Below are 14,207 nucleotides of genomic sequence, written 5' to 3'. Positions count from 1 at the left end.
ATGAAAAAGTCAAAGCGAAAAATGAAATCTCGCTTTGACTTTTATAGGGTCCACCAACGTCAAATAGTGAATAACCAACTAGGATACGAAGGAAGATATTATTTAATGGACTTATAGAAGCTTGAGGTACACCAATCCACTTAAGGTGATGAGCGGAAGGCTAATGAGAAAAACAACATCTGACCCTTTCACTTTCGTTTGAATATAATGGGTTCGTTCTTCAGAAAATCCTTTTGCATGCATGGCCATTGCCAATGCATCAGACCAACGTATGGACCTAATGAGGAGTCCAACCAGCGGTCTATAATCAAATTTTTTCAATTTAATCTGCCTAACTTGATAAGCTAGTTTTGCTTGTGAATAATTTTTACTCATTGAAGGGATGAGATAAACAGATGCCAGAACACCATAAGATAGACTGTTCGATAACTTTCCTTGCTGAACCATACTAGCAATTAACTCATTTGGATAGATAGTTAATGCTGTTAATAAACCAAGTACTGCGAAAGAAAAGATACGTGTCCCTAACTGTAGCCCATTTAAAAATGCAGCATCTTCCAAAACATAACGTGTTGATTGTACGGATAGACTAAGGTCAACGCCGCCAGTATGACTAAACTTCCATCCGGTAATGAAGAAAGAGCAAGATAGGATCAGAGCTGGAAGAATGATTTTTAATGCTTGTCTTAATTGAACTCTTTTACTCGTAAATAGAAGTAAGAGAACAATCACACTTATAAACGTATTGAGGCGCCAGTCTGGTGAGAACATTAAGAGTAAACTGGTGACTAAAACAGTGACTAGTTTTATAAATGGGTTAATGCGATCGATCATAGGACACCTCAATTAACTCTTGATTTTCTAGTACATAACCACGGTCAGCATAGTGCTTTACTAAGTCATGATCGTGACTGGTGAAGATGATGGACGTTCCATCTTGCCTAAGTTCATTTAAATTATTCATTATTTCAAGTGCATTTTGTTTATCTTGACCATAGGTTGGTTCATCAACTAGTAGCAGTCTCTGCCCTTTAATTAACATACAAAGCACTGCCAATCGGCGTTGTTGACCCTGACTCAAAAGCCATGGTGAAGTAGAAGCTTGATCTTCTAAGTTATGTCGCTTCAAGAGATTAGTGATTAATTTTTTAGTTTCTTCTTCAGTCTTTTCAGGATAAACAGCTTGCACGCCAATATTCAATTCATCAAAACATGAAGTTGTTAAAAATTGAAGAGAAGGATCTTGAAAAATAAGTCCAATTTGAGAAAGCCAACCTTTCCTATTCTTAGAATTAAACTTTAAATCTTTCATATGCATAGTCCCGTCAAAAGGATATTCCCCCAGAATCGTCTGAAAAATAGTTGATTTACCGGACCCACTTTTTCCTTCTAACGCAATCAATTCTCCAGGATAAATGTGCATGTTGCCGTTTTTTAATAAAATACGGTCAGTATGCCACGTTTTTTTCAGCCATTTTGTTTTATATTCTCCTAGTTCAATCGTCATATTTTCAATTTGAAAAATCGGCTCCAAGTTATTTGATACGTCTGCTTGTTGCAGAGGTTTTTCTAGTTCTGATAATAACCCTTCTTGTTCAAGAAGGAGATGATCGTTAGTAGAAAGTGGATCAAGTGAGATGTTTGTCTCTAGAAGTTGCCCCACTCGACTTAATACCATCATTCGGTCAACAAATTTCCACCTATCAAGACGGTGATCGATGACTAGAATGATTTTATTTTGTTTTTTTAGTTCTAAAATTGTTTCTTGAAGTTCGTTTGCTTTTTGATCATCCAAGTTAGAAAATGGTTCATCTAATATATAGACGAGTGGATCAATGATTTCCAAACATGAAAAGTTTGCTCGCTGTAATTCTCCGCCAGACATGACATCAAAAGAACGTTCAAGCAATTCGGTAACACCTGTTTTCTTTGCGTGTTCTTTAACCATTTCATCCATTAATAAAGGATCAAAACCTTTGTTCTCTAAGCAAAAAATTAATTCTTGATAGAGATTTTCCATAGCAAATGCTAGTCGGGCATTCTGAAATGATGCAGATATATACCTCATAGATTCCTGATTGTCCATAGATAATAGGTCTTGTCCAGAAACAGAAATTGTGCCGGATTTTAATGTGCCACCACTTTCAGGATAATATCCTGTTAGAACACCTGCTAGTGTACTTTTTCCTGATCCGCTTGCACCCGCTAGAAGCACAATTTCTCCAGGATTGATTGAAAAACTTATATCCGAAAAGTGTACGCTATTTTCTAGATTGAATTCTAAGTGTTCAACAACAAGTCCGTGATTAGTTCCCTTTTTCATGACTGACACCATAAGATTTTAATAATCCAGTGTTGTCTAAAGCAATACAAAGTTTATGTGCAATAAATCCAGTAAAAATAAGTGAACTTATTAAACGAATAACAAAGATAGCTATGACAATAGACAATTCAAGTGAAGCATAATCGTTTCTGAATGCAGTCCAGATAAAACTGAAAATGGTAGCCAAGACGGCACCTACCATTGAATTTCTCATGTTATAGCGACGATACTTGGTAAACATATACGGCAATTCAACACCTACACCTTGAATAAAGGCACTGACTATAACAATTGGACCAAAAACATTTCCTAAAACAACTTCGATAACAGCGGCAAATATTTCAGTAATAATACCAACGCTTGGCCGTCTAAGAATGTAAAGAGCAACAACAGGTGCCATAAACCATATACCATAAAAAGGTTCATATCCTAAAATACCAATACCTGCTGGAGTAAGGGCAGTTGTTAAGACAGCTCCTAAATATAATGCAATTAAATAAACAATTCCAAATGCGACAGAGATTAATCCCATAAAAATAAAGTCTCTTAATTTTAATGGTTCTTTATTCATAATGATTCACCCTCCGGTAAGTTACAGAGTAAAGAAGCTTCTATGATATAATGGCTAACATCTTTGCCAGTTCTTTCTGCAACATATTCTAAATAATCAAAGACATCATGTACATCACCTTTTAAGTAAGTCGTGTAATGGCCACTTCCAGCATAAACACCTCGGTCAATCCCATTATTAACAACCTCTTCAATAAGTGACATATAGTTATCAGTGCCCATTGGATACAGTGAAAATTTACCGACAACGGGGAAGGTTATTTTCCGGCTGTTACGGTCATTGATCCGTCTATCATCATAATCGAGTGTGTAGTCTGCATCGTGATCTCCCGGGCAACCTTTCGAGATAGTCATATGAAGACTCATATGTATATCATCATGATATGCTTGAGAAAATACCGCTCGAACGCCGTCAAATACAGCCGATTCTCTACCGCGGTAAACCGTTGAAGTGGGATCAGTTTCACTCCACACCATAGAAGTGTCTACATTTTCAAGTGAAGAGAGGATAATGTCGACAAAGTTATCAGACATCGGTGCTAAATTGAATCTAATTCCGGCAATTCCTTCTTTTGAACCAGGAACACCTACTGCGCAACTGCCGTATGAGACATATTCTTTTTTTGACAAAATAAAAACTCCTTTTCCAGTCAATAATCCAGAAAAAGAGTGTAGTAAAAAATTATAATCTTCCTACGCAACGATAAAGTTGATCAGGTTCACGAATCTGCTTCTAGCACTCTCAGCCTCCTTTAAAAGGCTCTCCGGATTAAATGACTATTCAGTTTTGTGAGTTCAGTATACTTGAAAAGAAAATCGATAGCAAATAAAGATTTTTATTTGTTTAAGGGAGCGTTAATAACTTTGTGAAAATGACCCTTCCTTTTCGCAAATTTATTTTAACCTTCCAACAGTCCGCTCCGTATGTTTCCAGCTCGCGTTCGGCCTATTGGAAACCCTTATGGCTACGGGGAAATCCCAGAAAGTAAGCACATTTTCATTCGAGAGGATGGCTTCCTTGGCGACAGTTTTCCGCGTTAACGGAATATACGTTGCATCCATATAAATAACAGCATAACGGTCATGAAGCTCAAGGCCGTTAGACGCCGTGCATCTTCTGTAAATAATTTTGTTATATAGGACATGATTTGGGGCGTGTAGTGATGCCCATACATTTTCTCAATCAAGTCTACGATTTTCGATCGGGTCATACCTTTTCAAAAGAAGTGAATGATGGTCTCCTCTAATGTGTCGTTCGTCCGCCTATAAGCAGGAACAGTCTCTTCAGCAATCGATCTAAATGCAGAAGTTAACACATTTTTCCTATTTCTAAACTCTTCTAATATCTCATGTTTGCTATAACCTTCTGAAAGAATATCAGCCAAAATATCTTCACTAAAATCAAAAAAACTCTTTTTTTAGGCTTTACAAACTCATAAAGTATCTCATTCTCTACAAGCTTAGCTTCTACTTCAATACCAGTGGGCCCATCACATTCTTTAGAAACAGTTAACAAAATAGAATTCCTTTTTTGTAACCATGTTATTTCTTCCACCATTTAACCTTTCGTAATTATGAAGGGCTCTATTTTAGTAGAAATACAACATAATAAAACTCCTCATCATTATTCGTGATAAGGATAAAAATTCCAGGTGGAAATCTGAGACCATCTTCCTCTTTAACTGTTTGATCAATCTTATTAATTTTTGTCATAGCTGGTTCAGGATGGCTCTTTCCAATTATTGTAATCCTATTTATCATGATATATTCTGAAAATAACTGCTTAATCTCAGTAGACCCATCTACCATAACGAACATCGTTCCCGCTATTAACAAAGAAGATAACAATACTGTTGAAGAAGGAATTGAAACAACAGACATTAAGATGAGTCATCACTAGCATAAAAGGTAAGATAGCTGTAGTAAAGTCACATATAACTAATCAATTAGCAATCAAGTCATTTCTATCTGTTCGATTTCACTCTTCTCTGTTTTCTAATTTTTTCGTAGTTGCACCTTCCTTAAAGGCAGCAGGAAGAACCGTTCTTGATGGCGCTTCTTTCCCTTCCACAACGTTTAGTAGTAAGGAAACTGCCGTTCTGGCCATATCTTCAACTGGCTGAGCGATTGTGGAGACAACATATTGCGCTTCTTTTGTCATCTTTAAACCGTCAAATCCAATTACTTGAATGTCTTCTGGTACTTTTTTCCCTAATTTATTGATGACATGTATGGCATCCAATGCAGCCAAATCGGTGATTGTAAAAATCCCATCTATTGTGGGGTACTCGAGCAAAAACTTCTCTATATCCGACTGTAAATCCTCAATCGGTTCCAATAAATCTAGCACTTCACATTCCAATCCCAATCTTTCAGCTTCTAATTGGAAGCACTTTCTTCGGTTTTTCGTTTCGTTCGGAGTCTCTTGATGTCCACCTACAAAAGCCACATGTTTTGCGCCTCTTTTAAACAGTTCTCTAGCGGCCAACCGTCCCCCTTCCACATTATCCGTGGTCACATATATCACATCTTCAGTAAAATAACGATCGATACTAACGAAAGGCAAGCTGCTAGAAATGTACTGGTCAATATCGGAATAAGTAATGCCTATAATACCATCCACTTTATTTTGTCTGACCATTTGAATGTATTCGTATTCTTTTTCTGGTCTTCCATCCGAGTTGCACAGTAATAATTTATAATTCCTTTCTTCGAGCTCCGTTTCTACGTAGTACGCAAATTCTGCGAAAAAAGGATGCCATATAGTAGGCAGGATCAAAGCAACTGTATAGGTCTTATTCGTTTTTAATCCTCTTGCATAGATGTCTGCCTCATAATTTAATTCCTTAATGGCTGCTTTTACTTTAGCAGCTGTACTTTCTTTAACCGGCACATTATTTATAACCCGCGAAACACTACCAAGACCTACACCAGCTAGCTTAGCCACATCTTTCATGGTCGCTTTCAATTATGATACCTCCCATTTTTCGTTGTCTTTAAGTCTCAGTATAATTTAAATGACTAAATAAACCAAGTTCCCTTCAAGCAATGTCATTCATCGCTCTTGAAGGGAACATCTCTAATTTTATGTATATTGTTCTTTTGCTAAGGCAAGACAACCGATTGTACCTGGATTATCTTCTAATTCTGGTAATACAATATAGTCCTCTACTGCAGGAGTTAAGACATAGCCATTTAACAATTCTTCAAACTGACTTTTTACTTTTCCAAGTAAGTGAGGTTGCTTCATTACTCCACCACCAAAAATAATTTTTTGGGGTGAGAAATAAAGTGTCGTATTGTAGGCGGCTTGAGCCAGATAGGATGAAATGATATCCCAAATCGGATCTTGCTCATTGGTTTCTTCTCCTGTTTTTCCAAGCCGGGCTTTAATGGCCGGTCCCGAAGCAAAACCTTCCAGACAGTTTGAATGATAGGGACAGTGCCCCTCATAGTCATCAAGGGGATGCTTATTTACAATCATATGACCTACTTCAGGATGGCTGAATCCTTCCACAAAGGAGCCTTGATTGATCGCTCCCGCCCCTATCCCTGTTCCCACAGTAAAATAAACACAACTATCTAAATCCCGAGCACTTCCGATTGTATACTCCCCATAACAAGCCGCATTTACATCCGTCGTGAAGAAAACTGGAACGTTTAATGCTTCTTCTAATTTTCCTACAATGTTATACATTTGCCAAGCAATTTTTGGAGTATTCGTAATGTATCCATAAGTGGGGGATGTTTTTTTCAAATCAATAGGTCCAAAACATCCCAAGCCGATACTCTTTAATTGATATTGCTTGAAAAAATCAATCACATTGGGCATTGTTTCTTCAGGTGTATGAGTAGGAATAGACAGCCGCTCGACGATATTGTAATCAGAATCGCCTATTGCCAGAACAAACTTTGTTCCCCCCGCCTCGATACTTCCAAATAATTCTTTCATACTTGCACACATCCTATTTCCAAAAGCGGTACCTCCAGGATTCCTTTCGCCTCGATATATAAATTCGGTTCAAGGGTTTCTTCATAGAAAGTAAAAGTCATGGTTTTTTCTTGGTTAACAAAGATTTCAACAGAAGACGTGTCCATAAATATTTCCAATTCTATCTTATTGCCATTCAGGATTACTGTCCGCTCTGTTAACTGGCTAGGTTCACTTCCTGTGATTGGATGACCAAAATCTTTTCGAGAGAAAGTTAATTGATTGGTTTCTTTGTCAAAGTCAAGTACGAGGCCCCCGAGTTTATTTTTTGCTAAATAAACCTGGAATGCATCGGCCTGGCTTACACCTAACGTTAACTGATAGTAACGATTATTGGTACTGATAGAATGATATTTTCTCACTTCATTTTCAATGACAAGATTTGTTTGTTTTTCAATGATTTTTAGTGATTGATAAACATCTGAAATTGGTTTTTGATACAAGCGATTGTTTTCCACCCACAGCTCTCTGGCAAGTGTCATGGATCCAGCCCACTTATGTCCCAATAAGTCAGTTGGCAAGGTTCTCCCCCACATTTGCATCCAAGCAATCATCACCTGGCGTCCAGCACTGTCTCTGGTTGTTTGTGGTGCATAGAAATCCAAACCAAAATCAATTTCATGGTCATTTTCTACTGCAAAAGAACCGGTTTCCCAATCCATTTGGCCGATGAAAGCTACCGTAGAACTTGTATTATGGAATTCTACTCCTCTAGGGTTGATTTCAATCGGTGACATGATCAAGACATCTTTCCCATTTAAATGGAATAAGTCGGGACATTCCCACATTACCCCTTGATCATGAGTTCCTTCCAATAATACAGAGAAAAATTTCCATTCATATAAATCATCGGATTGATAAAGGAGAATCAGTCCACGGTCATCTTCTGTTTTGGAGGCGATAATTGAATAGTAGCTGTCATCCTTTTTGATTACCTTCGGATCCCGGAAATCATGGATATTCCCATATTCACCCATTCTTTTTTCATCAATCACCGGATTGGCTGCATATTTCTCGAAATTGATTCCATCTTCGGACACGGCAATACATTGTGTTTGATATACAACCCCATTTTCGATGCGATGCCCGGTATACATCAAATACAATTTTCCATCTTTTTCAATGGCACTTCCTGAGAAACAGCCATCCTGATCATATGGTTCATCTGGAGCCAGGGCAGTAGGCAGTTCTTCCCAATGGATTAAATCTTTTGTTTTGGCATGACCCCAATGCATTGGACCCCATTTAGAATCATAAGGATAGAACTGATAAAAGAGATGGTATTCTCCTTGATAATAGATGAAACCATTTGGATCATTCATCCATCCAACCGGCGGAATGAGATGGTACTGGTTTCTGTATGTACCATCCACCCGTTCTCGATTTGCCTCAATAAATTCTCTAGCTTCAGCTAGCGTATAAACCGGTTTTGTTCCTTGTTCCATTTCATTCCCTCTTTCATTGCTGTTTTCTGGACTACTTACTCATTGGTTGCTTGGTTTTGATTGTATGCCTCTTGTTTGATGGTCATCCATTCACTCAATCCCAAACGTTCCAATTCTTCAATATAGCTGTCCCACTCTTCATCAATTTTTCCATTGGTAATCCATTCTGCCCTTTTCCGATTCACAAACGGAAATAGATCGGCATCAATTTGAGCAATTCTGTCTGCGTTCTCCAGAGACAAGAACACACGTGGATAGTTGTTTTCATTATTGACAAATTCTAAATAGTTGTCATGGAAAATATCGAGACGCCATTTTGCATCATCCGGCATAGTTGTAACTGTTCCATAGTATTCATCCAAAATCGCTAACGGGCCACCCGCTTCAGTTTTTTGACGCAATTCTCCAGGCGCTGTTCCCTCTAACGGTAAATGTTTCAACATTTGATTTTCTTCGTCCAATTCGAAGATATTTTGCAACTCTTCATCCCCGTAGGTTCCCCAGTTATTTTGAACGGATTGAATAGGTTCATACATTTGATCGACCCATTTTGCCGTTAGTTCTAAATTCTTATTTGCACTGGTGATTACGAAACGGTCTCTACTAAAGCCAAAGCCGTTGGTACGGGTAACATGCTTGATCCCAGTAGGTCCTTCTAGTACAGGAAGCGGTTGATAGGATTCGTTGTCACCAGAAACATTCATTTTATCCCAGGTGAAGTACAGCCCATATCTTTGTTCCTTTCCTTTGGCAATATAGGCATTCCAATCATGCTCAAATACTTCTGAATCAATTAAGCCTTTGTTATATAATTCGTTGAAGTATTTCGTAGCTTCTTTGTATTCCTCGTTATCCGCAGTAAAATCAATTGTACCATCATCATTTACTACGAGATGGTCATCGTTGTCACCGATTCCAAACGCACCATATAAAAACTTCATATCTTCGTTTCCACCGTCAAAAATAAACGAAATTGGGATTTCATCCGCTTCACCGTTCCCATTGGGATCTTGGGTTTTGAAAGCTTCCAACACGGTCATCAGTTCGTCTGTTGTTTGTGGCATTTCCAAACCTAAGGCATCCAACCATTCTACATTAATCCAAGGAATATCATTAACTGTATGAATCGATTCTTTCCCTTGTCCTAATTCCTCAATCCACGGCAAAGAATAAATGTGCCCGTCCGGTGCCGTAATCATTCCTAAATACTCCGGATTTTCGTCGAGAACTTTTTTGAAATTCGGCATGTGTTTTTCAATCAAATCTTCAATCGGAATAATGACCCCGTCTTTTGCCCAAGACAGCAAGTCATAGTCACTTGCACCTGCATTCCACATCGCATCAGGTAAATCACCGGAAGAAATATCTAGGTTTCGTTTTTCTACATAATCCGATGAATAGTTTTTCCAATCAATATGAACACCTGATTCTTCTTCCAATCGCTGGAAAATCAATTTTTCATTCGGATCAGCAGGTGCTAGCGGCGAACTAGAAGTCGTCATTTTCAGTGTCACGGTTTCTTCCAAAGGTAGGGTGATATCCGTTAATTCATAATCCGGAGAAGATGCACTATTTTTATTTCCCGAACAAGCTGCTAGCAAGGTTATTGCAGTGGTACTTAGAATAAAGGGGGCAATTTTTTTATTTTTCATAATGAGTGATACTCCTTTTTTTATATTTTTAACCTTTTAATGAACCTGCCATAATACCTTTGTCAAAGTACTTCTGGAAGAATGGATACATGATTAAGAGCGGCAAACTCGATACTACAATGGTCGAATATTTAATTAATTCAGCCAACTGTGCCATTTCAGCCATTTCAGTAGCAGCACCTACCATATCTTGTTGTGGCTGATTTTGAATTAAAATTTTCCTTAATACAAGTTGGAGGGGTTGTAAATCTGCATCATTCAAATAAATCATCGCATCAAAGTAGGAATTCCATTGTCCAACAAAAGCATACAGAAACAGCACAAAGATAATTGGTTTAGCAAGCGGTAACATAATTTTCAGAAAAACTTGCATCTCGTTGGCCCCATCCATGATGGCTGCTTCTTCCAGTTCAGTAGGCATTTGCCTAAAATACGTTCTTGCCAGAATAATATTCCAGACATTCACAGCTCCTGGAAGAACAATTGCCCATATCGAGTTGAGCATTCCCAAATTCTTGATCAACAAGTAGGTAGGAACCAACCCTCCCCCGATGAACATGGTGATCATGAGGAAAGTAGTGATGGGTCTTTTCCCTACTAAGTTTTTCTTTGATAATGGGTAAGCAGTTAGAACGGACAACGCAACAGTGAGAATACTAAAAGAAAACGAGTAAACAATCGAATTGATAAACCCTCGTACAATCGCTGGATCTTGCAATACTCTTCGATAACCTTCCAGCGTCCAGTTTGCCGGGTTGAAGCTGAGACCTTGTGATCGTAGCGTGAACGGGTCCATAAAGGAAGCTATCAATACATAGATTAAGGGTCCCAAAGTGACAAGAATAAGCAGCCCGATCACCATACGATTCAACCATAAAATCCGCTTGTCAAATTTTGTTAATGAAATCATTTTATCCTCCTTACAGAACGTTTCCGTCTTCGCTTATTTTATTCGCAATTGCATTTACAATGAACAGTAAAATAATGTTAATGACAGTATTGAATAACCCAACGGCTGTGGAATATCCATAGTCGCCCATTTGTAGACCCACTTTGTAGACATAGGTTGAGATAATCTCAGAGACCGGTAGATTCATAGGTGTCTGCATCAAGAATGCTTTCTCATAACCGACGTTCATTACCCCTCCAACTGATAAGATGAACTGAATCAGCATCATCGGTCGAAGCGTGGGCAGGTCAATATACCAAATACGCTGCAGGATATTTGCACCATCAATGAACGATGCATCGATTAATTCTTGGCTTACATTTGATAGTGCAGCTGTATAGAGGACAGAAGCCCAACCCATTCCCTGCCAGATTCCAGAGGCAATATAGAGCGTACGGAAATAGCTGGGTTGCGTCATAAATCGCACCGTTTGTCCCGTTACGGATTCTATAATAGCGTTTATTGGCCCATTCGCAGCCAAAAAGACAAACAGCATTCCGACGATAATAACCAATGAAATAAAGTTTGGCGCATAGAGAATCAGTTGAAATCTTTTTTTCCATTTCCTATTCATAATTTGGTTCAATGAAATCGCAAGTATGACGGGAGGAAAGAATCCTAAAATTAATCCGTAAATGCTGATTTTTAATGTGTTCTCTAACAGCATCCCGAAATTTGGTGAACCTAAGAATTCTCTGAAGTTGTCTAACCCTATCCAATCACTACCCCAAATCCCTTGCAATGGATTATAATCTTTAAAAGCTAATAAAATTCCATACATGGGGATATACTTAAAAATCAAAGTCAGTAGTAACCCCGGAAGTAACATCAGGTACAAGAGGCGGTGCTTTTTAATATATTCCCATCTTGAAGAACGTCTTTTTACTTTCGTTTCTGATTTATCAAAGGCAGATGTTGCCAATCTTTTTCCCTCCTTTTGAAACGTTTCCAATTTGTTCGAAAAATAAAGTTCCCTTTTTGGAAACGTTTCATTTATAGGGCTATATTACCACCCTATGAAAGGGCTGTCAATTGCTTTTTTTATTTTTGATTTTTCAATTTAAGCCAGACAGAGCCGGTTCATCTAGATAACTCAAAACATACTTCCAGTGGCGTCTGGTAATCCACATTACTATGATGTCATAGGGCATTTGTAGCACTAAGTAAAATAAACTGGAAACAACATCCTGAATCATTCATCTTTTTCCTAAATATTCACTAAAAGCGTATTGTGGCGCTATTATTCTATCTACATCCCTGCACCATTTGGGTGTACAAAAAAACCCCAATCTTCTATGGTCAAAGCGTCTAAACCTAACCAAGGAAAGAGGTCCTCTCAATGGCTAAATTACAGGAAAGATGCGTAAAATTCAACTCAAAATTGCTAGTGAATAATACGGGTGAGAATCCTTTCATGGATTCGAGCTTCTCAAAATTAGCCGGCTATCCTGCTGATTCATCCGCCAACTCACTGAAGGAATACCCAGTTACTTAAGAAAGAAGCCAACGCCTCACAAGCTTCCCCTTCCCGGTTCTGGGATAGAATGTGCCCGCCCAGACTGTGTTCCGGCTTTACCACAAGGAAACATGGAAATTTCATCTAGGAATCAACGAACGGCTTCTATTTTGATAAGACCGACAGTTCCTCCTTTTTGGAGAACCATGACGGCATGATGGTCAGCTTGTTGGATTGGTAAGTCATGCTAATGGCTATTCTTAAAAAATTGAAATGCTTAAACCTTAAAAAAACATTTTTCAAGAAGAATTCAGGCGTATGAATAGTTCAGAGTTCAATTTAAATATTATTTTCGCATTGTTTAATTATTGTTTTAGAGTGATTTCACTTAACAGAATGTCTTTCTACAATTTTGTGCTTTACAATTTTGGATTTTACTTTTTCATCTTTATCAACGACTTTTATTAGTAACGCAAATTGTAAAATTAAGTTAGAGAACTAAAAGAGCCATTCGTGGTACACTCAAACTGTATTTCCGACCAAAGAATCCAACTGTATTATGCTTTGTATTTGAAAAGTGTTTAACAACATCTTCAAACTTCATAGTACTCCTCATTTTCATTGAAAATTCACCAAAAATCATTTCTGAAACTTCAGCTATCTTTTTTGGTTGATTCGATAAAAAATATATTCATATTAGTCACTCTTCCAATTTTTTTAAGATTATCGGTAACATTAACTGATACTATCTATTAAAGAGTCTCAAATTAAAAGGAAAGTACAACTATTGTATCAACAAATTTCTCGTTTTTTTTACACGGATTAGAAAAATAATGCGCTAAAAAGAAAAAACACCTCAGCGAATTTGCTGAGGTGTTTGATAAGTTAAAGTTTAAATTAAGCTTTGTGAACGTTAACTGCTTGAGGTCCACGGTTACCTTGTTCTACTTCAAAAGTAACTGCTTGTCCTTCGTCTAAAGATTTGAATCCTTCAGATTGGATTGCTGAGAAGTGTACGAATACATCGTCAGAACCTTCACATTCGATAAATCCAAAGCCTTTTTCTGCGTTAAACCATTTTACTGTACCGTTATTCATAATGATATTCCTCCGTTGTGCTTTTTGCACGTTTTATTATAATACTTCGTTCAAAAAAAAGAGAGAGAATTAATCACATACATGAATAACATACAATCTTATTTTATTAACAAAATTACTACATTGATAACTATAACACTTATCTCGACATAAGTAAAGGGGGGTAGAACATTACGTTAAACAACTAAGTGAATCAAATGCGTAAATAATCGATTCATGTTAGAATAGAATTAAGACATTTTGGGAGGATGATATAATTATGAACCAAGTATTAGTTGAAATTTGCTTACGTGTTAGAGACATTGAAGCTACTTTAGACTTCTATACAAACCTATTTGATTTTGAGATTGCGAGCCGCAGAGAATTTCCAGAGAATAAATTTGATTTAATCTACTTGAACTCACCTGGTTCTTCTGTTCAAATCGAATTAACGTATAACTATGATGCAGAGCCATACGAAGTTGGAAATGGCTTCAGTCATTTAGGTGTAACCGTTAGTGACTTAGAGAAAATGCATGACATCTGTAAAGCATCTGCCTACGAAACAGGCGAATTAAAAGGCCTTGCAGGTGGCAAACCATCTTACTTCTTCGTAACAGATCCCGATGGTTACCGTATTGAAGTAAAACGCGAGAAATAATAGATAAGAACTCCATCTAAATTAGCTAGTTGATATTTCGGCTGTCTACTTTAGGGGGAGTTCTTATATTTTGTTATTTATCT

At 37.6% G+C, this 14,207-nt stretch carries 13 protein-coding genes, 3 pseudogenes and 1 riboswitch; of the genes and pseudogenes, 3 read left to right on the top strand and 13 right to left on the bottom strand.

Going from position 1 to position 14,207, the window contains the following annotated elements; translation table 11 throughout:
* Positions 1 to 111: 111 nt before the first annotated feature.
* The 6 genes and pseudogenes from BW721_RS09940 to BW721_RS09915 all read right to left on the bottom strand — a co-directional run.
* A complete protein-coding gene (locus tag BW721_RS09940; protein ID WP_076768324.1) occupies positions 112 to 834 on the bottom strand; it encodes an energy-coupling factor transporter transmembrane component T family protein in 723 nt (240 codons plus the stop codon).
* On the bottom strand, positions 818 to 2,323 hold the full coding sequence (locus tag BW721_RS09935) for an ABC transporter ATP-binding protein (RefSeq protein WP_076768323.1): 1,506 nt from the start codon (positions 2,321 to 2,323) through the stop codon (positions 818 to 820). The genes BW721_RS09940 and BW721_RS09935 overlap by 17 nt, the downstream gene beginning before the upstream one ends.
* Positions 2,307 to 2,894, bottom strand: a complete 588-nt coding sequence (locus tag BW721_RS09930) for an ECF transporter S component (RefSeq protein ID WP_076768322.1) — start codon at positions 2,892 to 2,894, stop codon at positions 2,307 to 2,309. The genes BW721_RS09935 and BW721_RS09930 overlap by 17 nt, the downstream gene beginning before the upstream one ends.
* Entirely contained in the window at positions 2,891 to 3,523 is a 633-nt protein-coding gene (locus BW721_RS09925; protein ID WP_076768321.1) for a YkoF family thiamine/hydroxymethylpyrimidine-binding protein, read from the bottom strand. The genes BW721_RS09930 and BW721_RS09925 overlap by 4 nt, the downstream gene beginning before the upstream one ends.
* Before the next feature lie 43 nt (positions 3,524 to 3,566).
* Positions 3,567 to 3,670: riboswitch (TPP riboswitch) on the bottom strand.
* A gap of 231 nt (positions 3,671 to 3,901) precedes the next feature.
* Positions 3,902 to 4,179: pseudogene (locus BW721_RS12105) on the bottom strand (transposase); the annotation flags it as partial.
* Positions 4,168 to 4,451, bottom strand: a pseudogene (locus BW721_RS09915) (hypothetical protein); the annotation flags it as partial. The pseudogenes BW721_RS09915 and BW721_RS12105, both read right to left, overlap by 12 nt.
* Before the next feature lie 201 nt (positions 4,452 to 4,652).
* Here BW721_RS09915 and BW721_RS12100 point away from each other — a divergent pair.
* Positions 4,653 to 4,793, top strand: a complete 141-nt coding sequence (locus tag BW721_RS12100) for a hypothetical protein (RefSeq protein ID WP_232222915.1) — start codon at positions 4,653 to 4,655, stop codon at positions 4,791 to 4,793.
* A 78-nt stretch (positions 4,794 to 4,871) separates the two neighbouring features.
* Here BW721_RS12100 and BW721_RS09905 read toward each other — a convergent pair whose 3' ends face one another.
* From BW721_RS09905 to BW721_RS09880, 6 genes are all read right to left on the bottom strand, one after another.
* Positions 4,872 to 5,861, bottom strand: coding sequence for a LacI family DNA-binding transcriptional regulator (locus tag BW721_RS09905; protein WP_076768319.1), 990 nt, complete (start codon positions 5,859 to 5,861; stop codon positions 4,872 to 4,874).
* 117 nt (positions 5,862 to 5,978) lie between these two features.
* Complete coding sequence (locus BW721_RS09900) at positions 5,979 to 6,845, bottom strand: ROK family protein (protein ID WP_076768318.1); 867 nt, start codon at positions 6,843 to 6,845, stop codon at positions 5,979 to 5,981.
* A complete protein-coding gene (locus BW721_RS09895) occupies positions 6,842 to 8,329 on the bottom strand; it encodes a glycoside hydrolase family 32 protein (RefSeq protein ID WP_076768317.1) in 1,488 nt (495 codons plus the stop codon). The genes BW721_RS09900 and BW721_RS09895 overlap by 4 nt, the downstream gene beginning before the upstream one ends.
* 35 nt (positions 8,330 to 8,364) lie before the next feature.
* The gene (locus BW721_RS09890; protein WP_076768316.1) at positions 8,365 to 9,981 is read right to left on the bottom strand and encodes an ABC transporter substrate-binding protein; all 1,617 of its coding nucleotides are present in this window, start codon (positions 9,979 to 9,981) and stop codon (positions 8,365 to 8,367) included.
* 28 nt (positions 9,982 to 10,009) lie between these two features.
* Complete coding sequence (locus BW721_RS09885) at positions 10,010 to 10,891, bottom strand: carbohydrate ABC transporter permease (RefSeq protein ID WP_076768315.1); 882 nt, start codon at positions 10,889 to 10,891, stop codon at positions 10,010 to 10,012.
* A 10-nt stretch (positions 10,892 to 10,901) separates the two neighbouring features.
* Positions 10,902 to 11,759, bottom strand: a complete 858-nt coding sequence (locus tag BW721_RS09880; RefSeq protein WP_083686924.1) for an ABC transporter permease — start codon at positions 11,757 to 11,759, stop codon at positions 10,902 to 10,904.
* 723 nt (positions 11,760 to 12,482) lie between these two features.
* On the opposite strand from BW721_RS09880, the pseudogene BW721_RS12340 reads away from it, so the two are divergent.
* Positions 12,483 to 12,618 (top strand): annotated as a pseudogene (locus BW721_RS12340) (IS1380 family transposase); the annotation flags it as partial.
* A gap of 665 nt (positions 12,619 to 13,283) precedes the next feature.
* On the opposite strand, the gene BW721_RS09875 reads toward BW721_RS12340, so the two are convergent.
* Positions 13,284 to 13,484 carry a cold-shock protein gene (locus BW721_RS09875; RefSeq protein ID WP_076768310.1) on the bottom strand — a complete coding sequence of 67 codons (201 nt, stop codon included), beginning with the start codon at positions 13,482 to 13,484 and terminating at the stop codon, positions 13,284 to 13,286.
* A gap of 259 nt (positions 13,485 to 13,743) precedes the next feature.
* On the opposite strand from BW721_RS09875, the gene gloA reads away from it, so the two are divergent.
* Positions 13,744 to 14,124 (top strand): lactoylglutathione lyase, encoded by a 381-nt coding sequence (gene gloA / locus BW721_RS09870; protein ID WP_076768307.1) that lies wholly within the window; start codon positions 13,744 to 13,746, stop codon positions 14,122 to 14,124.
* Positions 14,125 to 14,207 lie beyond the last annotated feature (83 nt).

Source organism: Jeotgalibaca sp. PTS2502, from assembly GCF_001975685.1.
Classification (GTDB): Bacteria; Bacillota; Bacilli; order Lactobacillales; family Aerococcaceae; genus Jeotgalibaca; species Jeotgalibaca arthritidis.
This window is presented reverse-complemented; position numbering and strand designations above follow the sequence as displayed.